Source organism: Planktotalea arctica (assembly GCF_002105285.1).
Taxonomy (GTDB): Bacteria; Pseudomonadota; Alphaproteobacteria; order Rhodobacterales; family Rhodobacteraceae; genus Planktotalea; species Planktotalea arctica.
The window spans coordinates 1-20737 of record NZ_MUHR01000030.1; the positions used below are offsets into that span (position 1 = coordinate 1).

Here is a 20737-nt window from a genome sequence, read left to right on the forward strand (position 1 = left end):
GGTAATTCTGAAATCCGCACGTGGGTGCTAATATTTGAGTCAGCAATTGGGGGTCCCGTTTTTAAAGTAGGTTTACATGAAGTTTTACTAGATAATAAAAAACACATAAGTTTCAATATGTTTTATGGGGATTTACCCCAACTCGGAAACTGCGCTGAACATCTTGAGCTCAGCTAAACGCCTCTGTCTGAGCGGCGTTTCCGAGGAAATTGGCCATTCCGGACCAATTTAAGTGCGTTGTCCCGCTTCGTGACTTCGGCCAACCAGGTCCAATCCGCGTATTTGTCGCCAGTCTGACGTAGATGTGTATAGCGCTTCAGCGAAGTCCACGACCGGTGGCCTGAGTTGGCGGCAACGTACGGAATATTGAGGCCGAGCTCGAACAGGCGTGAAACACCGTCATGCCGGAGATCGTGAAAGTGAAGTCCCTTTATTTCCAGGAACTTGCAAGCTCGCGTGAATGCTGCGCTGATAGCATCAGTCGAGTAGGGGAATATCTCGTCTTCTATCAATGGCATGGCCTCGATGATCGCCAGAGCCTGTTCCTGCAGGCCACACCAGACATCGTTGCCGATTTTTTCGCCGGGGTTCTTCATGTCCCGGACCAATATACGTTTGCCTTCCACGTCGAGATCTTTCCAGCGAATGCGGACGATCTCTTCCTGACGTCGGGTGGAAAAGATGGCAAAGGCGATGATCCTATGCATGGGGATGGACGTGGGGCGACGTCGGGAGCGGTCCAAAAAGTGCTGCATGAGTCGATCTAGTTCATCGAGCGTGGGACGCCGATCCCGTTCGCGGCTCTTGCCGGTGATACCCAGTTTGTCAGCCACTTTCCGGGCGTCTTCCATAGCCTGCGCGCTCAGTGGAAAACCCCATGCGGGTCGGGCGATGGAGAACACTGCACCGAGATGCGAAAGGTAGTTGGCCACGGTCTGAGGCTGGACGCCGCTGTTTAGTTTTTCCTGTGCAAATTCGACGATGTCAGCGCTGGTTATCGCGTCACAGTGTTGGTCCGCGATATCAAACGTCTTGATGCTCTTCAGAACCTGGGTTTTGGTCCGACCGATCTGTTTGTTGCTTTCTTGGACATACCTGTCGATGGCATCGGCCAAGGTCGGTGTCTTCTTGCTTTTCGGTTGAGTTTTGAGCGCATCGAGGGCACCGGGTCGTGCAAGACTTTCTTCGCGATTTTCGATCCAAGCCGCAGCAGTTGATCTGCGCTCGAATGTCTGACTTTCGCGAAGTAAGACTTTACCTTGCCGCATCACTGAGATTTGTGCGAGCCAAGCTATGGTGCCATTCTTGCGACGACGCTTTATGATGGTTCCCATGATTTACAACATGGCCTTTCATTTTACAACACGTGTTGTAAATGTAGCAGATAATGGGCCTAAATGGCAAGATATCGAACATAGACGAACTTGAGAATCCGGAGCTAAGTATTGGAAAAGGCGGTAAAATCGCAGATTGGCGTAAGTAGCAGGTTATCCGTGGCTCCGATGATGGACTGGACGGATCGCCATTGCCGCTATTTCCACCGTCTGCTGTCTTCGCGCGCATTGCTTTATACGGAGATGGTGACCTCGCCTGCATTGGTGCGCGGCGGCGCTTTGCATTTGCTCAGGTTTTCGCCCGAAGAGCAACCGGTTGCGCTGCAACTTGGTGGCTCGGACCCTGCTGAACTTGCCGAAGCGGCGTGCCTTGGGGCCGAAGCGGGCTATGCAGAGATCAACCTGAACGTCGGCTGCCCCTCGGATCGTGTGCAATCGGGCACGTTTGGCGCGGTTCTGATGCGCGATCCAAAATTGGTTGCAGAGTGCTGCGCGGCGATGATCAAAGCCTCGCCAATCGAAGTGACGGTGAAATGTCGTATCGGTGTGGACGATCAAGAGCCAAGCGACGTGCTTCCCGAATTCATCGCGCGCGTTGCGGGGGCAGGGGTTTCGCGCTTTAGCATCCATGCGCGCAAGGCCTGGCTTCAGGGGTTAAGCCCCAAGGAAAACCGTGATATTCCGCCGCTGGATTACGATCTGGTGCATCAGATGAAGGGGCTCTTTCCTGCGCTGCACCTGAGCCTTAACGGCGGTGTTACCACGCTTGATGAAGCTGTTGCGGCGCTTGAGCGCGGTATGGACGGCGTGATGATCGGGCGCGCGGCCTACCATCAGCCGGGCGACATACTGATGGATGCGGACCGCGTGATTTTCGGTGAGGCGGCGCTTGATCGCACGCGCGAGGATGTGGTGCGCGCGATGCTGCCCTACATCGAGCAACATATTGATGGCGGCGGTAAACTGGGGCAGGTGACGCGCCACATGCTTGGCCTTTTCGCAGGCCAGCCCGGTGCACGGCACTGGAAGCGCCACCTGTCGGAAAACGCCCACAAGAGCGATGCCGGCGCGCATACGGTGCTTGATGCGATCGACAAGATGCACGCGGCGCGCCCTGTGCTGTGAGGTTTTGCCTTGCCCGCCGTCCGGCTTTCTGGCTTGAGTAGGCGCAAATCGAGCGAGAGGCGGCGCAATGTCTGATCCCACACTTTTGATACAAATGCTGGCACTTTTGCTGCTTACGGGCGCGGTTGCAGGCGTTTTGGCTGGCTTGCTGGGGGTGGGCGGCGGTATTGTGCTGGTTCCGGCGTTCTTTTACGTCTTCGGGATGCTGGGTTTTGACGGACCGCAGCTCATGCAGATTTGCCTTGCGACCTCGCTTGCGACAATCATCGTGACCTCTGTGCGCTCGGTTCTAAGCCACAACAAAAAGGGCGCGGTGGAGTGGGGCATATTGCGTACATGGGCACCGGGAATCGTCGTTGGGGCGGTGCTTGGAATGCTGACTGCGGCAAGCCTGCGCTCGGACACGCTCCAACTTATCTTCGGAACTCTGGCTTTGATCGTAGGGCTTTACATGGCGCTCGGGCGCAGTTCCTGGCGCCTTGGCGATGCGATGCCGGGGGGCGCGCGGCGCATGGCAGCCTCGCCGCTGCTTGGCTTCCTGTCGGTGCTTATGGGCATCGGTGGGGGTAGTTTCGGGGTGCCGTTCATGGCGCTGCACGGCGTGGCGATCCACCGCGCGGTCGCGACGGCGGCAGGCTTTGGCGTGGTGATCGCCGTGCCTGCTGTCATCGGTTTTCTGTTCATGCAGATCGAACCTGCGTCGCGCCCACCCTTCACCGTCGGTGCGGTCAATCTCGTGGCCTTCGCGGTGGTGATCGCCATGACGCTGATCACTGCGCCTTGGGGCGTAAAACTGGCGCATGCGATGGATGCCAAGCCTCTGAAAAAGGCGTTTGGTGTGTTCCTGACGCTTGTCGCGCTTAACATGCTGCGCAAGGCGATGGGCTGGTGAACGCGTTTCTGCGCAACGGGTTCCACGTTTTCGAGCGTGATGCGCGTGTGTTGAAATGGGCTAGCGCCGCTGCGGATGTCGCGCGCAAGGTTGCGCAGGACCCCGCCATGCGTGCGCAGTGGCTGCGCCACCAAGAGACGTGGTTCGTCGGGGTGGATGCGCTACCGAACGCCACCGATGGCGCAATTGCAAACGTGCCTTTGGCAGGTCCTTGGGAGGCGCAGATCACGCCGCCGCGCGCTTGGCATAAGGCGCAGCTTTCAGTGGTCTATGAGGGCTATCCGCTGCAAGACGCAGGTGAGAGCGATGCCAATCACCGCTTTCGCATCAAGCGGTATGCGGCCCATGTGGATGGCATTTTGCTGGAGCAGGGTCGCAGATTCCTGCGCGAGCCGCATGCTTTCGTGCTGGGCCTTCCCCTTGGCGATAGCTGCGCGTCGCCTCTGGTGGTCTGGCCGTCCAGCCATGTGATGATGCGCGCGTCTTTGCGGCGCGCAATTGGCGCCGCGGAGCCTGCGAGCATCGATTTGACCGATGCCTACAAAGCGGCGCGCGCCGAGGTGTTTGCGCAAATCGAACCTGTGGAAATTAATGCGCGGATGGGCCAATCCATGCTCCTGCACCGCCATTTGCTTCACGGGGTCGCGCCTTGGAAGGCGGCGGACACGGCCCCGCCGGAGGGCCGCATGGTGGCCTATTTTCGCCCGCAATTTGAGCAAGTGTCCGACTGGCTCACGCAGCCCTAGGCAGGGGCTGCGAAATGCTTGGAAAGTTTCAAGCCCTGCCCCTGATAGTTCGACGCGATCCCCGCGCCGTATAGCTGGCGGGGGACTTCGGCCATATGCTCATAGACCAAACGCCCGACCACTTGCCCGTGCTCCAGCACAAAAGGCGCTTCGTGGCAGCGCACTTCAAGCACGCCGCGCGAGCCGGTTCCACCAGCGGCTGAGTGACCGAAGCCGGGGTCGAAAAAGCCCGCGTAATGCACGCGAAATTCCCCGACCATTGCCAAATAGGGTGCCATTTCAGCGGCATAGGCGGGCGGGATATGCACGGCCTCGCGGCTGACGAGGATGTAGAATGCGCCGGGATCAAGAATGATCTGGCCATCCTTGCAGCGCACTTCCTCCCAATACTCGGCGGGATCGTAATGGGCGATTTTGTCCAGATCGATCACACCTGTATGCGGTTTCGCCCGATATCCGACCAGATCGGTGCCCTCGGGTTTCAGATCGACGGAAAAGCCCAGCCCTTCGTCGATCACTGCCTCGCCGTTGACCAGAATATCGCTTGCATGCAGCGCGTGCATCGCCGCGTCGTCCAGAATGGCCTGACCTTCGCGAAAGCGGATCTGGTTGAGACGCATCCCCGGGCGCACCAGCACGGAAAACGAGCGTGGGCAAATTTCGGCAAACAGCGGGCCGTGATAGCCGGGTGCGATGCGATCGAATTCCGCACCGCCATCAGTGATCGTGCGCGTCAGCAGATCGAGCCGCCCCGTAGAGCTTTTGGCATTGGCAACCGCTTGCAAGCCTGCGGGTAGTGCGAGGCTCTCCATCAAGGGCACGACGTAGACACAGCCCTTTTCCAGAACGGCGCCGCCGCTGAGATCGATGCGGTGCATTTCGAATTCTTTGAGGCGATCTTCAACGCGCCGCCCGTGCCCTGCAAGAAAGGAGGCGCGCACGCGGTAGGCGACATTGCCGAGACGCAGATCAAGGCTGGCGGGCTGGATTTGCTCTGAAATGACGGCAGGCGATCCGGTGATCTGAGCTGCGTCGATCATCGCTTCAAGTCGCTGGCTGGGTAGAACACCTGTCATCATGCGTCTCCGATGGCCCGCTTAGGGCGGGTCAGAACCGGATCAGCAGGTGATTTGAAAATGGTCGGGCTAGCAGGACTCGAACCTGCGACCTTCCGTCCCCCAGACGGACGCGCTACCAGACTGCGCCATAGCCCGACGCTTGATAGGGCGGTGTTTACTCGAAATAAGTACAAGGGCAAGGATAAAATGACACAAGCCAAGACCTAGCCTCGCATCCGGTCTCGCAAAGCGCGCAGTCCGCTCAGATGTGGTGCCATTTCGGCGGCGATTGCCGGTGAAATGCGCCGTGCCTCGGGGAGGGCGGCAAGAATGCCAGCGGGCGCGGCGTAGCTGTCCAGCGTTGGTGCGGCCTTGGCATCGCTAGGCAGGTCTGGAGCGGGCTGTTGGGGTGTTTGGGGTGCGTCTTGCGCAGGGGCGCTGTTTGACGCAGCAGCGTCCTTGGCAGCGCCTGGCTCAATGGGCTCAATGGGCTCAAAGCGTGCGGTCGGATCAATTGTGACCTTTTGCGCTGTGCCGGCTGTCTCTTCGGGCGAGGGCGCGTCGGCGGATTGTTTCGGATGCTGCGGCGCAGGCGCAGAGCGGCGCATGAACGCGGGCAGAGCATCGCCGCCGAAAGCGGCGGGGGCCTCAACAGCGGGCGTAGCTGCCGCCAAAAGGGCTGGCGCTGGCGTGGAGTCCTGAGCGCTCTGGGCGATTTCGTTCTGCTCTAGGTGCGCAGCCTCTGGAGAGGTGTCGGCAACCTGCGGCTTTGGTGATTGATCTTCTGGCGCGGCGACCTCCGGCAGCGCAAGGCTTGGCAGCGCAGGAATCGGCGGTTCTGCGCGATTGGGAAAGCTGAGCACCGTCGAGGGTGGCTCGGCCACCGGTTCAGGCTGCACATCCAACTCGAACGCGGCTTCCTCCGTCAGGTCCTCGTCTAACTGTTGCGAGAGCGCGGCCACATGTTTGACACCATGCTCGCGCAGTAATTTCTGCGCACCTTTGATCGTCAGCCCGTCGTCGTGCAACAATTTCTTGATGCCGCCCAAAAGCAGCATGTCGGCAGGGCGATAATAGCGCCGCCCGCCCGCACGTTTCACCGGCTTGACCTGCGTGAACTTGCTTTCCCAAAAGCGCAGCACATGCGCAGGGGTTTCAAGCCACTCTGCAACTTCGCTGATCGTGCGAAAGGCATCCTTGGACTTGGGCATCGCCAGCCAGCTCCTGTTTTAACGCTTGTTGCCGTCCGCGACACGGTCTTTCATCAGATGGGACGGGCGGAAGGTCAAAACGCGGCGCGGATTGATCGGGACTTCCTGTCCTGTCTTGGGATTGCGCCCGACGCGGGCGGCCTTGTCGCGTACGCTGAAGGTGCCGAAAGATGAAATCTTGACCTGCTCGCCAGAGACGAGCGCATCGGACAGATGCGTCAGGATATTCTCGACAAGTTCTGCGGATTCGTTACGTGACAAACCGACTTCGCGAAACACGGCTTCGCTCAAGTCCATACGTGTCAATGTCTTTTCAGTCATATATGCCCCCCAAGGCTTTGCACCACCTTACGGCGAGGGAGAAAAATGAGTCAATAGGCCTGATGCGCGATTCGACTTTGGAAACCCCTAACTATCAAAGGTTTACCAGCGCAGGACCACTGCGCCCCATGCAAGGCCGCCGCCAATCGCTTCGGTGACGATCAAATCGCCCGCTTTGATCTTGCCGCTGGCCTTGCCCACGGAGAGCGCCAAGGGAATCGAGGCGGCGGAGGTATTGCCGTGATCCTGTACCGTCACGATGACATTTTCCATTGGCACATTCATCTTCTTGGCGGTGCCTTTGATGATCCGGATGTTGGCCTGATGGGGCACGACCCAATCGATGTCCTCGGCGCTGACGCCGGCTTTGTCCATCGCTGTCGTGGCGGTCGCTGCAAGCTTTTCGACCGCATGGCGAAAGACTTCCTTGCCCTCCATGCGCAGATAGCCCGTAGTTTTGGTCGACACGCCGCCATCCACATAAAGGATATCACGGTGACTGCCGTCCGAATTGAGATCGGTCGACAAGATGCCGCGATCGCCAGAAGTGCCTGCACCCTCGCCAGCCTCGAGGATCAGCGCGCCGGCCCCGTCGCCGAACAGAACGCAGGTGCCTCGATCGCTCCAGTCCATGATCCGGCTGAAGGTCTCTGCGCCGATTACCATCACGCGCTTGGCCTGGCCCGACACGATCAGCGCATTGGCATTTGCCAGCGCGAAAACAAAGCCCGCGCAAACCGCTTGCACATCGAAGGCAAAGCCGTTGTTCATGCCGATCTGGTGCTGCACCATCGTCGCTGCCGAGGGAAATGTCAGATCGGCGGTCGAGGTCGCAACGATCAACGCATCCAGATCGCTTGCCTCAAGTCCGGCATCGGCCAGCGCTGCGCGCGCGGCATGGGCGGCAAGATTGGAGGTTGTTTCCCCCTCGGCTGCAAAATGGCGCCGCTCGATTCCCGAGCGCGACACAATCCAATCGCTCGTGGTTTCGAGCGTCTTTTCGAAATGCGCGTTCGATACTACGTTTTCCGGCAGATAATGCCCAACCCCTTTGATTTGCGCACGTATCATCTGGATTGGTTCTCCTCGGCGATGCTTTGGGCAGCCCGCTGCGTGCTCGCTGCAATTCTTTTGGCCAGTCTGTCGGAAAAGCCGGACTGTGCAAGGCGAAACGCCAGATTTGTCGCTGCGGCAACACCCGTGGCATCCGCCGCTCCGTGTGATTTTACAACCGTACCGTTAAGCCCAAGGAAAACCCCGCCATTGACGCGGCGCGGATCAATGCGGTGGCGCAAGCGTTTGAGCGAGGTGAGGGCCAGAAGCGAGGCGAGGCGCGATGCAATGGAATAGGCGAAGGCTTCGCGCAGGCGCTCGCCGATGAGGCTGGCCGTGCCCTCGCCGGTCTTGAGCGCGACATTGCCGGTAAAGCCGTCGGTGACAATAACATCGGCGCGATTCCCGGGCAAATCACCGCCCTCGACAAACCCGACATATTCAAAATTGGCGGCGCTTGACTGCGCCTCGATAAGCTCGCTTGCCTCATGCAGCTCGGCGCGGCCTTTGTGTTCTTCGGTGCCCACGTTCAGCAAGCCGACGCGCGGGCGCTGCACGTTCAACCCGTTGCGCGCATAGGACACGCCCATCAGCGCGTATTGCAGCAAATCGGCCGCATCAGCGCGGATATCTGCGCCCACGTCGAGCATCACGTTGAACCCGTGCTGCGAGCGCGAGGGCCACAAAATCGCAATTGCGGGGCGGTTCACGCCGGGCAATTTGCGCAGACGGATCATGCTCATCGCCATCAGCGCACCTGTGTTGCCGCAGGACACGCAGGCATCCGCTTCGCCGCTTTTCACAGCGTCGATGGCGGACCACATGGAGGTGTTCTTGCCCGTGCGCAGGGTCTGGCTCGGCTTGTCACTCATCTTGACCACGTCAGGCACATCGCGCAGCGCGCAGCGCCCGATCAGCGCCTTGCGCTTGGCAAGGAGGGGCGCAAGCACCGTTTCGGGGCCATGCAGTATAAAGCCGAGATTGGGATTTTCGAGCGCTGAACGCGAAATGCCGGCGACAATTGCCGCCGGTCCCGCATCGCCGCCCATAGCGTCGATAGATAAAATGATGCGCTTATTCTCTGCCGTGGTCGGATCACCGATAAGATCAGTGGACACAGTCATCTAAGCGTACCTCGCGGATTGGTTAAGCCGCGTCTTCGTCCAGATCGATTTCGTCGGCTTGCGCAACGATTTCTTTATCTGCGTAGTGGCCACAAGATGGGCACACATGATGCGGGCGTTTCAGCTCGCCGCAGTTAGAGCACTCGTTCGGGTTCGCAGCAACCAGCGAGTCATGCGCGCGACGATTGTTGCGGCGCGATTTGGATACTTTGTTCTGCTGGACAGCCATGTCGCAACCTTTGAATTTCGGGGCCCAGTCGGGCCGATGGATGGGTCTTGCAGGCACATATGCGAGGTCCGCGTGCCTGTCCAACCCTAAATTCGTCTGAGCGAGGGAAAATAGCCAAGAAGCGCAGCGGTGCAAGCGATTCTTTGCTGCATGTGCGAAGGGCGTGGTCCTTGTCGGGGCAGGCACTCTATTGGGGCGGCTCTTGGGCGCTTGTTTCTTGTAGCTGCGTCAGAATCTGCACTGCGCGTTCGCACATATCGGCAGGAACGAAAACATGGTCGTGATGAAAGGCCGCAACCATGTTGCAGGGGATTTGCTCTGCACCGAGCGCGGTAGCGACGGCCGCTGTCAGGCCAACGCCCTCAAGCGAGGAATAAACGCTCAGCGTGATGCAGGCCATGGGGCTGGCGGTGTCGAAGCCTGCCTGCTCTGCCACATCAACGGGGACGATCATCGAATGGCCCTCTGCTTCCTTGAAAGTGGAAATGGCATGCGGGGCAAGGGCGGCAATGCGCGCGGGGTCGCACGTAATGATGAAGACGAAGACACCGGGCTGCGGTTCTGGCGTCATGCCCGAGATCATATCGTGTGCGGACTGCGCAATGTCGGGCATCGGGTTTTCCTGTTGGTTTTTGCATGGCTACGGTGATTTCTTCGCCCGATCAATCCTATGGGCGACACTGCGAGTTAAAGAAATGATTTGCGCCACAGCGTGCTTAACGCTTCAAATGCGCGCAACACAGGAGCGCCCATGAGCAAGACCCCGCTAAAAGGATGGAACCACGCGCCCGATGTGCCGCTGCAGGTTTCGCCGTTTTTTACATGGCCGCTCAAGCCTGCAAAAATGCTCGCGTGGGTCTGGAATTCTTGGTTCCTGCTGACTGAAAAGTTGATTATCCTCGCTCTGGCGTGTGTATCACTGGCATGGTTCCAGCCGCCGCTGGATGAAACCCGCACGCTTGCCTTTGGCTGGATTTTCGAGCTGTGGCTGCGCAATATGGCTCTGATGACGCTGGTGGCGGGGGGCTTGCACCTTTATTTCTACAGCTTCACCAAACAGGGCGCACGGTTGAAGTATGATCCGCGCCCGTTGATGAAAAATGGCAGGCAATTCACGCTTGGCGGGCAGATCAGGGACAATATGTTCTGGACGCTCGGCAGCGGCGTGTTTTTTTGGACCGCCTACGAGGTGCTGATGTTCTGGTCCTTGGCGAACGGCTATGTCCCGATGCTCACCTGGGCCGCGAATCCGTTCTGGTTTGTCGCGCTGTTTCTGCTGATCCCGCTCTGGGAGAGCTTTTATTTCTACTGGATCCACCGGTTCTTGCACATTCCGTGGCTCTACAAACATGTCCACGCGCTGCATCACCGCAATATCAATGTGGGGCCGTGGTCGGGCCTGTCTATGCACCCTGTGGAGCATATCATCTACCTTGGTACGGTCCTGATCCATTTTGTGATCGGCGCGCACCCGCTGCACATTCTGTTCCACATGCAGTATTATACTTTGACCGCTGCGACGACGCACACGGGCTTTGAGGGGCTGTTGATCAAGGATGAGAACCGCCTGAAGCTCGGCACGTTCCACCATCAAATGCACCACCGTTATTTCGAATGCAACTACGGCTCGCTGGAACTGCCATGGGACAAGCTGTTCGGCTCGTTCCATGATGGCACGGTGGAAGCGGATGGGCGGATCAAGGAGCGGCGCAAGCGGATGGCGGGGTAGGGTGGAACGCCCCAAGCGCTGCCGCGCTCCATTTGCAGTTTACCTCTGAAAAAGCGCTCTTTACTGTCGTGCTTGGCGACACAGACCATTGGAGTGGCAATGGATTATTTTAATCTTGGTGAACATGAGCGGGACGTCTCGAGCACGTCTACAGACGCGCAGCGTTGGTTCAATTTGGGCCTGAACTGGTGCTACGGTTTTAACCATGAAGAGGGCGTTAAGTGCTTTCACCGCGCGCTGGAACATGACCCTCAATGTGTGATGGCGCATTGGGGCATCGCCTATGGCACTGGCCCGTTTTACAACAATGTCTGGCGGCAATTCAGTGAGGCCGAGGCTGACAGTGCTGTAAGAACCGCTTATTATCACATCCAGCAGGCCAGACGTTTCGCACATACTGCGAGCGGAGTGGAGAACGCGTTGCTCGGGGCTTTGTCGCGCCGGTTCCAGCAGCCGCACGGCGTGGACGGTGCGACGTTTGATTCCTGGGACGACGATTACGCCGATGCGATGCGCGGCCTTTACCGCGCCAATCCGGATGATCATGACATTGCCGCGCTTTGCGCCGAAGCGATGATGACCCGCACCGCGTGGCAGCTTTGGGATGTTAAACGCGGTGTCCCTGCAAAGGGGTCTGATGTTCTGGAGGCGTTGGAGGTGATTGAGCGTTCGATCGCTGCAAAAGATGCTTTGGGCGAGCGTCAGCATCCGGCAATCCTGCATTTGCACATCCATGCGACAGAGATGTCGGACGCGCCGGAGCGCGCGATGCGCTCTGCCGATATTCTGGCGACGCTCTGCCCTGATGCGGGGCATATGAACCATATGCCGGGCCATACCTATGTTCTGTGCGGCGAGTACGAAAAGGCGAAGACCGCCAGTGAAAAGGCGATCCGCGCAGACAATAAGTATGTCGATTACGCAGGCGCGTTCAATTTCTACACCACCGCGCGTTGCCATGATTTGCACCTGATGATGTATACCTGCATGTATCTGGGGCAGTTCCAACCCGCGATGGCCGCAGCCGAGCAGATGTGTGCCACCCTGTCCAAAGAGGTGCTGAGCGTCAAAGATCGCCCGCAGATGGCAATCACGATGGAGGGCTATTACTCCATGAAGATGCACGTTCTGGTCCGGTTCGGGCGTTGGCAGGAGATTGTCGAGACACCAATGCCCGATGACCCTGTGCTTTATTGTGTATCCACTGCGATGCACCATTATGCCAAGGGCGTGGCACATGCAGCGTTGAAAAACATCGGCGCTGCCGAGCAAGAGCGCCGGTCGTTCTACGCCGCCGTGAGCGGCATCCCCGAGAACCGCAAGTTTTTCAACAACGCGGCGCGCGCGACGTTGTCGGTCGGTGAAATGATGCTCAACGGTGAATTGGAGTACCACAAAGGTAACTACGATGTGGCGTTCGAACATTTGCGCGAAAGTGTGCCGCGCGACGACAACCTTGAATACACCGAGCCTTGGGCATGGATGCACCCGCCGCGCCACGCGCTTGCGGCCCTTTTGGCAGAGCAGGGGCATTACGGGGAGGCCGAAGAGGTGTATCGCACCGATCTCGGCCTGAACGGAAAATTGCAGCGCTGCGCGCAACATCCGCGCAATGTTTGGGCGCTGCATGGGCTGGTTGAATGCCTGCGCAAGCGCGGGGAGACGGCAGAGCTTGAATTGTACGAGGCGCAGTTGAATATCGCACTTGGCAAGACGGATGTGCCAGTGACATCATCGTGCATGTGCCGCGCCAAGACCGCCGCGCGCGTCTGCTGCGCTACATAAGAGGACGGACACGACATGATTGCCAATTTGATGATGTATCAGCGCCCGCAACTGGTTGAGGCGCACGCGCGCTACTGGGCGCTTATCCGCAAACATCTGGCTGACGCTGGAATGGATAGCCCTGAAACACTGTCGCAAGACGCCGAAGAGTTCTTCGTTTGGAAGCATTCCGATCTGGTGCTAAGCCAGACCTGCGGGATGCCATATCGTACATGGCTACATGACAAGGTGCAGCTTGTTGGCACCCCCGATTACGGGTTGGCGGGCTGCCCTGCGGGATATTACCGTAGCGCCATCGTCGTGCGCGCGGATGATACGCGGACCGACGTCAGTGCCTTCAAGGATGCGGTCTTTGCCTATAATCAAACGTTTTCGCAATCGGGCTACGCGGCCCCGTTCTGGCACCTGTTGCCCGGTGGATTCTGGTTTGAAAACCGCCTGCACACCGAGCAGCATCTTGAATCGGCGCGCGCCGTAGCGGCAGGGCGTGCAGATATCGCATCGCTCGATGCTGTGACATGGCGCAACATCGAGGCCTTTGAGCCATTTGCGCGCGATTTGCGCGTTCTGACGTGGACCGAGCCAACGCCCGGGCTGCCGCTCATTACTGCTTTGGGCAATGACGCCAACCTCATTTTTGAGGCCGTAAAGGGCGCGATTGCTGAGTTGGACGCGCAAGATAAATCCCTGCTCGGAATAAGGGGTATCGTGAAGATATTAAAGCAAGACTATCTGAACGTGCGCAATCCGGGTGACGACAGCGCCTTAAATTGAGCACCCGAGCGGGTGATGACAGCTGGGCGGTAGAACGCGTTTGCGCGGCCTACAGGGGGGACGCCGCCGCGGCTTTTGCTTTCATCACTTCCACTTAACAGGGTTGAGATAAACAATAGCGTCATCCACGCTAAGCATCACCTCGCCGTCCTGAATATTCACCTGCATCTTCATCGAGCGGCCAGCCAGTTCGGCCAATGCGCTCGCTTCTTGTTCAGGCAAGTTGAAAACGGAAAGATTGTCAAAACGTGTAGTGCTGTTCTTGATCTTCTCCCACCATATTTCGGCGGTGTTGCCGCTGTAGCAATAGATAACCACCGCGTCGGCCTTGCCGCAGGACTGGCGCACGATCTTTTCGCTAGGAAGCCCCAAAGCCACCCATAGCTTCAACTCGCCGCTCAGGCTTTTCTGCCAGATATCGGGTTCGTCATCTGTTGAGAGGCCCTTGGTCAACTCCAGATGTTCGTGGGCATTCAGCGCAAAGGCGAGAAGGCGGACCATGAGGCGCTCATCGGTTTCAGAGGGGTGTTTGGCCACGGTGAGTTTGTGGGTTTCGTAGTAGTGACGATCCATGTCGGAGACCGAAAGTTCTACTTTATAAATTGTCGATTTTTGTGCCATGATATATCCCGACCTCCCGATGATGGGCCTGCGTAGAGCCTCCGGGGGCTTTGTGAAAGCAGATAAGATCGTGGCGCTGCCAAAAATATCGCGCGCAGCGGGCCTCTATTTCATCCCCGCAACGCGGCCCAAGCCTGCGATTGTGCGCGTTAGCCCGTCATAGTGAAAGCCGCGTTTGTCCAGAGACGTGGCAACGCGGCCATCATGGGGCAGGGTGCCCGCGCGACCGCGCCGCTCTTGCCCGCTTTTAGCTGATAACGATCAAGCTTCGCCCTTTTTTGTATCCATCAGCGCGGCCAGATTCGCGAAGGGGCGTGTGCCCTCATCCGTCATCGCGTCTTTGCCCGGTTCGGTCACATTCAACGTGCCCAGCTCCGCGCCCTCGACGCGTGGATAATCGGGCAGTGCAAGGGCCAGCGCTTCGCTCAACACGCGCCAAAGATCGATTTCGCGCTCCAAAGGTTCGAGCGTATCATCGTCGAGCATGGCGGTGCCGCCGAATTCGTCCTCTTCGGCTTCCTTGGACGTCTCAACGGAAGTTTCGGGCAGCTCGGCGACAAAACGGCGGTGGACTTCCACCTCGACGCGGGTTTTCACCGGCTCGAGCGTGATCGTGCAGGGCTGCACCGCGCTTGCGCCAAGGCTGGCCTCCAAGGCCCAGTCCCGCTTGCCCGCAGGGCTAAGGTTGCCGGTAAAGGTGACCTTGTTCAGCGTGCTCAAGTCAAGCAATTTGATCAGCGCCTTCAACTGGGGCGCATCGAGGCGATATTCGAAACGGGTCATCTTGCGGCGCGCCAAAGCGCTTGTTTCAAGGATAAACTCGGGGAATTGATGCGTTTCACTCATGAGATCGGTTTTTCCTTTCTTGAACGTCGCGCGTTCGTGTCGTATCCCGATACCAAGGCAGAGTAGGCCAAGACAAGAGGGCACCTCTATGCGGGCACGACACAGAACACTTAAATTGGGCGCAGCGCTGCTGCTGTGCGGCGCGCTTTCGGCGTGTAGCGCCACTTACCGCAACCACGGATATGCGCCGCTGGACGAGGATTTGTCACAGATCACCGTCGGCGTCGATACCCGCGATACAGTCGCCGAAGTCGTCGGCACGCCGTCCTCGGGCGGAGTGCTAAGCGAGAGCGGGTATTATTATGTCCAGAGCCGCGTCAAGCATTTCGCATGGCAAAAGCCCGAAGTGATCGAGCGCGAAGTCGTCGCCGTTAGCTTCACCGAGGCAGGTATTGTCGAAAATATCGGCCGCTACACGCTGCAGGACGGTCAAGTCGTGCCGCTGGCGCGCCGCATTACGCGCAATGGCCAAGACGTGAGCTTCATTCGCAAGCTGCTCGCCAACCTCGGGCGTTTCTCGGCAAGCGACTTCATCAACTAAAGCAAAAGGGCCCGCTTCTGGCGCGCCCTTTCGCTTCATCTTGCCCTTTAAACTCTCGCGCGTCAGCGCGAAACGCTAAGGAGGCTCACACGCGTAGCTTTGACGCTTCGCGTGCAAGCGCTTCGATTGCACCCCAATCTTTTGCATCAATCAAATTTTGCGGGCAAACCCAACTGCCGCCTGCGCAAATCGTGTTGCTCAATCCAAGGTAATCCGCAGCATTGCTCGGGCTGACGCCGCCCGTGGGACAAAAACGCACTTGCGGGATTGGCGCGCCGATGGCTTTGAGCGCTGCTGCGCCGCCGGATGCTTCGGCGGGGAAGAATTTTTGCACGCTATAGCCGCGCTCCAAAAGGCGCATCGCCTCGGAGGCTGTGGCCGCGCCGGGCAGCAAGGGCAGATCCTCTGCTTCGCAGGCATCGAGCAGAATATCCGTTGCGCCGGGGGATACGCCAAAGCGTGCGCCAGCGGCCTTGGCCGCGCGCACATCTGCGGGGGTCAGCAAAGTGCCGGCGCCGACAACGCCGCCCTCCACCTTGGCCATTTGCGCGATCACTTCGAGCGCGGCATCGGTGCGCAGCGTCACTTCGAGGGCGGGCAATCCACCTGCGATCAGTGCGCGCGCGAGATCTTGCGCGATTGAGGCGTCATGCACCACAAGCACCGGAACGATCGGGGCAAGCTGGCAGATTTCCAGCGCGCGTGCGCTGGCCTGTTGGGGGGTCATCATATCATAGGGTCCTTATACAATCACGCCTGCGCCGGTATCGGCGCTGCCAACATTCTGGCGAAAGACTTCAAAAAGTTCGCGGCCCACACCATTGCCATTGTGGCTCAGATCCGGCGTGGCTGGCGCACGATCGAGAGCGCCTTTTGTAAGGACCTCCAGCGTGCCTTTCACTGCGTCCACGCGAATGATGTCACCGTCCTGAATGCGCGCCAGGGGGCCACCAGCGGCAGCTTCCGGGCTGACGTGAATGCACGATGGCACTTTACCAGATGCGCCGGACATGCGCCCGTCGGTGACCAGCGCAACCCTGTGACCGCGCTGCATCGTGACCGAAAGCGCAGGGGTAAGGCCGTGAAGTTCGGGCATGCCGTTGGCCTTGGGGCCTTGAAAGCGCACAACGATCACAACATCAGAGCTGAATTCACCTGCTTTAAACGCGTCCTTAACTGCCTCTTGGCAATGAAACACGCGTGCGGGCGCCTCGATCACATGAAGCGATGGATCAACCGCGGAGACTTTCATCATACCGTGGCCCAGATTGCCGTCCAATTGACGCAGACCGCCCGAGGCTTGGAACGGATCGCTTGCGGGGCGCAGGATTTTGTCGTTCGCGCTTTCCTTTGCGCCCATGCGGAAGGTTAGCGCGCCTGCGTCCAGCACGGGTTCTTGCGCGTGCAGCGCCATGCTGTCGCCCGCGACGGTTTTGACATCCTCATGCAAAAGCCCCGCATCGAGCAGACGGCCAATCATATAAGGCAAGCCGCCAGCCGCGTGGAAGTGGTTCACATCAGCGAGCCCGTTCGGATAGACCTTCGCCATTAGCGGTACGACCGAAGAGATTGCATCGAAATCCTCAAGGCGTAGATCGACGCCCGCCGCGCGCGCCATTGCTGGCAAGTGCAGCACCAGATTTGTGGAGCCGCCCGTCGCCATCAACCCGACGATGCCGTTCACAAAGGCCTTTTCGTCCAGCACATCGCAGACGGGGCGATAATTTTCGCCAAGCGCGGTGATTGACAGCGCGCGCTTTGCAGCTTCGCGCGTGAGCGCATCGCGTAGTGGTGTGCCCGGGTTGACGAAGGACGAGCCGGGCAAGTGTAGGCCCATGAATTCCATCAGCATCTGGTTCGAGTTGGCTGTGCCATAGAAGGTACATGTGCCAGCGGAGTGATATGAGGCCATTTCCGCCTTCATCAACTCGGCGCGATCAATCTCGCCCGCCGCGAATTGATTGCGCACACGCGCTTTTTCATCATTGGGCAGGCCTGACATCATTGGACCTGCGGGAACGAAAATACCTGGAATGTAGCCGAAGGTTGCAGCGGCGATGATCAGGCCGGGCACGATCTTGTCGCACACACCAAGATAGGCGGCGGCATCAAAAGTGTTGTGCGACAGGCCGATGCCCGCCGCGAGAGCGATCACGTCGCGCGAAAAAAGCGAGAGCTCCATACCGGTTTGCCCTTGCGTGACGCCGTCGCACATGGCCGGCACGCCGCCTGCGACCTGGGCTGTTCCGCCTACGGCATGGGCCGCTTCTTTCAGAATGGCGGGATAGCCTTCAAAGGGTTGATGCGCCGAGAGCATGTCATTGTACGCGGTGACAATCCCGAGATTGGGGGCAGGGGTTTCGGCCAGCGTTTGCTGATCTGCACCCATGGCGGCATAGGCGTGAGCTTGATTGCCGCAGCTTAGGTGCGCGCGGCGCGGGCCTTCTGCGGCGGCGGCGCGCATGTGGCTCATGTATTTGGAGCGCCGCTCCTGCGAGCGCTCGAGGATGCGATCAGTCGTTTGTGCGATAATGGGATGCAAGCTCATGGTGGCGGTGTCCTTGCCTGTGAGGAATGGCTGAAATTCGGGGTATTTTACCGACTTCTAGCGATTGTTAGCGCTAACGTCGAGGGTAACTTGGCAAGGGTCGCAAGTTTCTTTGGTGTAGGGCCCAGCCGTGCCGCACGCGCAAAAGCGCCCGTGGGGCATAGTTCGGGCATAGTAAAATCATGGGTACGCCGCCCCTGCGCCGCATTTCTGCCCCGCTTTGATACCATCTTGAGGTTGCACACATAGACCCCATGGTCTGGAGGACGATATGAAAACTTTACGTATGATGATGCTTACTCTGGCGGCCGTTTCGGTTTCCGCCTGCGCAGGCCCGCAAATGGCCAGCCGCAACGCCACACTTGCAGGGGTTGATGGTAACGCAGCCCTGAGCCAGCCCGTGACAGCCCTGCCTGCAAATCAATTGTCTCAAATGGATGGCGCGCAGATTTTCATCCCCGACGTTGCAATCGCGAAGGTTTCAGTTGATGTGCCGCGCACGCTTTCGGTTTCGGAAAAAAATTCTTACTATCCCAAAGGCGATATCGTCTGGCGCGGTGACATGTACGGCGATCGCTATGAACAGGTCGAAGCGATCCTGACCCGGAGCGCGCAAAATGCCGCCGGCAAGCTGCAAGGCTCGCGTCCTGTTCACATGCACATTCAGGTCACGCGCTTTCATGGCCTGTCCGAAAAGGCGCGCTATTCGACGGGGGGGGTGCACAATATGAATTTTCTGGTGACGCTACTTGATCCGGTGAGCGGCGCGACGCTGCGTCCGGCGCGTGAAGTGGTTTCCAATCTCGATGCGCTGAAAGGGAGTGCTGCCCTTGAAGGGGAGCGGCGCGGCGAAACCCAGAAAACCCGCGTCACGGCGTTTCTGGAACAGGTTTTGATGGCCGAGTTGACCCAGCCCGCGGGCTATCAGGATAACAACACCGGCTTTTTTGTCGCTTTGAATAAAAACTGATCTTGGCGGTTGGATCAAAACTGATCCTTTCCAGAGCGCCATGAAATCGCTAAGGGGACGCTATGACAATAGCGCCCCCTTTTCCCGTCCTTCGCCTTAAACCCAAAGCTAACGCCCGCGCGATCCGCCACGGTGCCCCTTGGGTTTATGATAATGAACTCGTCCTTGATCGGCGCAGTAAAAACCTGACACCCGGCACAATTGCCGTGCTGGAGGATGCCGAGCGTAGCCCGATGGGTTTGGTCGCAGTCAATCCGCTCTCGCGCATTACCGCGCGGATGATCGAGCGCGATGTGAACGCTTTGATTGATCAAGCCTGGTTCGCCGCCAAAATCACCCGCGCGCTGGAACTGCGCGCGCGGCTGTTTGATCAACCTTATTATCGTCTGATCCACGCAGAGGCTGATGGCCTTCCCGGATTGGTCGTGGATCGCTTTGGTGACACGCTCGTGGTGCAGCCGAATGCCGCTTGGCTAGAGTTGTTGCTGGAGCCGCTTGCGGCGGCTTTGGCGCAGGTCACGGGCTGCTTGAATATCCTGAAGAACGCGGCGGGGCGCACGCGCTCGCTTGAGGGCTTGGATGATGTGAATGCGGTTTTGCTTGGCGCAGCGCCGGGCGGGGCGCTGATGGTGCCGATGAACGGTGCATTTTACGCGGCGGATCTCACGGGCGGTCAAAAGACCGGGTTGTTCTACGACCAACGCCCCAATCACGCTTTTGCCGCGCGCCTGAGCGAGGGCGCAGAGGTTCTGGATGTTTTCTCGCATGTGGGCGGGTTTGCTTTGGCGGCGCTTGCGGGCGGCGCGACATCCGCGCTTTGCGTGGATGGCTCTGCGCCTGCGTTGGAATTGGCCGTGGCGGGCGCTGAAAAATCAGGCTTTGCAGATAAGATGGTGACACGCAAAGGCGATGCCTTTGATGTGCTGGAGGCCTTGGCCGGCGAGGGCGCGCAATACGATGTTGTGATTTGCGATCCGCCTGCGTTTGCGCCGGGCAAAGCCAAGCTGGAAGTAGGCCTTCGCGCCTATGAGCGGCTTGCGAAATTGGCTGCACCTTTGGTGCGTGAGGGTGGATATCTAGTGCTGTGCTCGTGCTCGCATGCGGCGGACCTTGGTAAATTCCGCTTTGCCTGCACGCGTGGAATTGGCCGCGCAGAGCGGGCGGGATCGCTCATTCACACAGGGTTCGCTGGGCCGGATCATCCGCTGATGCCGCAACTGGCAGAAAGCGGATACCTGAAAGCGCTGTTCTACCGCCTGTGAAACTGCTGCTGGATACATGCGTTTTGTATCCCACGGTGATGCGAGAGATGTTAATCGGGGCGGCGCGTGCTGGTGCGTTTGAGCCGCTCTGGTCTGCGCGCATCCTCGAGGAATGGCGGAGCGCCGTGCTTAAGCACGGCGAGTCCGCTGCGCTCGAGGTGATGGGCGAGAGCGCATTGCTGAACGCGGCCTTCCCGCGCGCGCTCGTGCGTTATGCGGAGGAGCATGAAGCGCGGTTCTGGTTGCCTGATCCATCGGACATACATGTGATCGCGGCGGCGGTGATTGGCGGTGCGGACGGGATTGTTACGATGAACAACAAGGATTTCCCAGCGGGTATTCTGGCCGAAGAAGCGCTGAGTCGGGTCAATCCTGACGCGCTGCTCTACGGGTTCTGGCAAGCTCAGCCGGAGATGATCGCACATGTGGCGCGCGGCGTTCTGGACAAGGCGAATGCGCTCTCGGGGCAGGGCTGGAGCATGAAGGATCTTATGAAAAAGGCGCGCATGCCGCGTCTGGGCAAAGCTCTGATCGGCGCGTGATCCGATTTTTCGAGAAAAATCGTGGG

General features: G+C 58.9%; 23 protein-coding genes and 1 tRNA gene. 11 read left to right on the plus strand and 13 right to left on the minus strand.

Features of this window, described 5'->3' with window-relative positions; genetic code table 11:
• Positions 1-173: 173 nt before the first annotated feature.
• Entirely contained in the window at positions 174-1334 is a 1161-nt protein-coding gene (locus tag B9P63_RS18025; RefSeq protein WP_085311409.1) for a site-specific integrase, read from the minus strand.
• 168 nt (positions 1335-1502) lie between these two features.
• Here B9P63_RS18025 and dusA point away from each other — a divergent pair, with 168 nt between their 5' ends.
• From dusA to B9P63_RS18040, 3 genes are all read left to right on the plus strand, one after another.
• Positions 1503-2459, plus strand: coding sequence for a tRNA dihydrouridine(20/20a) synthase DusA (gene dusA / locus B9P63_RS18030; RefSeq protein ID WP_245830755.1), 957 nt, complete (start codon positions 1503-1505; stop codon positions 2457-2459).
• A 67-nt stretch (positions 2460-2526) separates the two neighbouring features.
• Positions 2527-3351: a sulfite exporter TauE/SafE family protein gene (locus tag B9P63_RS18035; protein WP_085311413.1), complete on the plus strand. Its 825-nt coding sequence runs from the start codon at positions 2527-2529 to the stop codon at positions 3349-3351.
• The gene (locus B9P63_RS18040; RefSeq protein WP_085311415.1) at positions 3348-4097 is read left to right on the plus strand and encodes a hypothetical protein; all 750 of its coding nucleotides are present in this window, start codon (positions 3348-3350) and stop codon (positions 4095-4097) included. Before B9P63_RS18035 ends, B9P63_RS18040 begins: the two co-directional genes overlap by 4 nt.
• Here B9P63_RS18040 and B9P63_RS18045 read toward each other — a convergent pair.
• The 8 genes from B9P63_RS18045 to B9P63_RS18080 all read right to left on the minus strand — a co-directional run bounded on the left by B9P63_RS18045 (position 4094) and on the right by B9P63_RS18080 (position 9706).
• Complete coding sequence (locus B9P63_RS18045) at positions 4094-5173, minus strand: 2'-deoxycytidine 5'-triphosphate deaminase (RefSeq protein WP_085311518.1); 1080 nt, start codon at positions 5171-5173, stop codon at positions 4094-4096. The genes B9P63_RS18040 and B9P63_RS18045 overlap by 4 nt on opposite strands.
• 61 nt (positions 5174-5234) lie before the next feature.
• A tRNA-Pro gene (locus tag B9P63_RS18050) sits at positions 5235-5311 on the minus strand.
• Between the two features lie 68 nt (positions 5312-5379).
• Complete coding sequence (locus tag B9P63_RS18055) at positions 5380-6366, minus strand: MerR family transcriptional regulator (RefSeq protein ID WP_085311418.1); 987 nt, start codon at positions 6364-6366, stop codon at positions 5380-5382.
• An 18-nt stretch (positions 6367-6384) separates the two neighbouring features.
• Entirely contained in the window at positions 6385-6687 is a 303-nt protein-coding gene (gene ihfA, locus B9P63_RS18060) for an integration host factor subunit alpha (RefSeq protein WP_085311420.1), read from the minus strand.
• Positions 6688-6789: 102 nt separating this feature from the next.
• Positions 6790-7758 (minus strand): beta-ketoacyl-ACP synthase III, encoded by a 969-nt coding sequence (locus B9P63_RS18065; RefSeq protein WP_085311422.1) that lies wholly within the window; start codon positions 7756-7758, stop codon positions 6790-6792.
• Positions 7755-8864 (minus strand): phosphate acyltransferase PlsX, encoded by a 1110-nt coding sequence (gene plsX, locus B9P63_RS18070; RefSeq protein ID WP_085311424.1) that lies wholly within the window; start codon positions 8862-8864, stop codon positions 7755-7757. The genes B9P63_RS18065 and plsX overlap by 4 nt, the downstream gene beginning before the upstream one ends.
• Before the next feature lie 22 nt (positions 8865-8886).
• On the minus strand, positions 8887-9093 hold the full coding sequence (rpmF, locus tag B9P63_RS18075) for a 50S ribosomal protein L32 (RefSeq protein ID WP_085311426.1): 207 nt from the start codon (positions 9091-9093) through the stop codon (positions 8887-8889).
• 187 nt (positions 9094-9280) lie between these two features.
• Positions 9281-9706 (minus strand): ACT domain-containing protein, encoded by a 426-nt coding sequence (locus tag B9P63_RS18080; protein ID WP_085311427.1) that lies wholly within the window; start codon positions 9704-9706, stop codon positions 9281-9283.
• 138 nt (positions 9707-9844) lie between these two features.
• Between B9P63_RS18080 and B9P63_RS18085 the strand changes: the two genes are divergently transcribed.
• The 3 genes from B9P63_RS18085 to B9P63_RS18095 all read left to right on the plus strand — a co-directional run bounded on the left by B9P63_RS18085 (position 9845) and on the right by B9P63_RS18095 (position 13381).
• Positions 9845-10822, plus strand: coding sequence for a sterol desaturase family protein (locus B9P63_RS18085; RefSeq protein ID WP_085311520.1), 978 nt, complete (start codon positions 9845-9847; stop codon positions 10820-10822).
• Positions 10823-10921: 99 nt separating this feature from the next.
• The gene (locus B9P63_RS18090) at positions 10922-12607 is read left to right on the plus strand and encodes a tetratricopeptide repeat protein (protein WP_085311429.1); all 1686 of its coding nucleotides are present in this window, start codon (positions 10922-10924) and stop codon (positions 12605-12607) included.
• A 15-nt stretch (positions 12608-12622) separates the two neighbouring features.
• Positions 12623-13381, plus strand: coding sequence for a phosphate/phosphite/phosphonate ABC transporter substrate-binding protein (locus tag B9P63_RS18095; RefSeq protein ID WP_085311431.1), 759 nt, complete (start codon positions 12623-12625; stop codon positions 13379-13381).
• 84 nt (positions 13382-13465) lie between these two features.
• Here B9P63_RS18095 and B9P63_RS18100 read toward each other — a convergent pair whose 3' ends face one another.
• Positions 13466-14002 (minus strand): YaeQ family protein, encoded by a 537-nt coding sequence (locus tag B9P63_RS18100; protein ID WP_085311433.1) that lies wholly within the window; start codon positions 14000-14002, stop codon positions 13466-13468.
• Between B9P63_RS18100 and B9P63_RS19315 the strand changes: the two genes are divergently transcribed.
• Positions 14001-14165, plus strand: a complete 165-nt coding sequence (locus B9P63_RS19315; protein WP_176219205.1) for a hypothetical protein — start codon at positions 14001-14003, stop codon at positions 14163-14165. The two genes, B9P63_RS18100 and B9P63_RS19315, sit on opposite strands and share 2 nt — an antisense overlap.
• A gap of 98 nt (positions 14166-14263) precedes the next feature.
• Here B9P63_RS19315 and B9P63_RS18105 read toward each other — a convergent pair whose 3' ends face one another.
• Positions 14264-14848, minus strand: coding sequence for a YceD family protein (locus tag B9P63_RS18105; RefSeq protein WP_245830746.1), 585 nt, complete (start codon positions 14846-14848; stop codon positions 14264-14266).
• 88 nt (positions 14849-14936) lie between these two features.
• On the opposite strand from B9P63_RS18105, the gene B9P63_RS18110 reads away from it, so the two are divergent.
• Positions 14937-15389, plus strand: coding sequence for an outer membrane protein assembly factor BamE (locus B9P63_RS18110; RefSeq protein WP_085311435.1), 453 nt, complete (start codon positions 14937-14939; stop codon positions 15387-15389).
• An 85-nt stretch (positions 15390-15474) separates the two neighbouring features.
• Here B9P63_RS18110 and eda read toward each other — a convergent pair whose 3' ends face one another.
• Together eda and edd are read right to left on the minus strand one after the other, a co-directional pair.
• Positions 15475-16116: a bifunctional 4-hydroxy-2-oxoglutarate aldolase/2-dehydro-3-deoxy-phosphogluconate aldolase gene (gene eda / locus B9P63_RS18115; protein WP_085311524.1), complete on the minus strand. Its 642-nt coding sequence runs from the start codon at positions 16114-16116 to the stop codon at positions 15475-15477.
• 15 nt (positions 16117-16131) lie between these two features.
• A complete protein-coding gene (edd, locus tag B9P63_RS18120; protein WP_085311436.1) occupies positions 16132-17937 on the minus strand; it encodes a phosphogluconate dehydratase in 1806 nt (601 codons plus the stop codon).
• 271 nt (positions 17938-18208) lie between these two features.
• On the opposite strand from edd, the gene B9P63_RS18125 reads away from it, so the two are divergent.
• The 3 genes from B9P63_RS18125 to B9P63_RS18135 all read left to right on the plus strand — a co-directional run bounded on the left by B9P63_RS18125 (position 18209) and on the right by B9P63_RS18135 (position 20711).
• A complete protein-coding gene (locus B9P63_RS18125; protein ID WP_139816294.1) occupies positions 18209-18907 on the plus strand; it encodes a DUF6778 family protein in 699 nt (232 codons plus the stop codon).
• A 62-nt stretch (positions 18908-18969) separates the two neighbouring features.
• Positions 18970-20169: an RSP_2647 family RNA methyltransferase gene (locus B9P63_RS18130; protein WP_085311440.1), complete on the plus strand. Its 1200-nt coding sequence runs from the start codon at positions 18970-18972 to the stop codon at positions 20167-20169.
• Positions 20166-20711, plus strand: coding sequence for an RSP_2648 family PIN domain-containing protein (locus tag B9P63_RS18135; protein WP_085311443.1), 546 nt, complete (start codon positions 20166-20168; stop codon positions 20709-20711). The genes B9P63_RS18130 and B9P63_RS18135 overlap by 4 nt, the downstream gene beginning before the upstream one ends.
• The last annotated feature ends 26 nt before the right edge of the window (positions 20712-20737 follow it).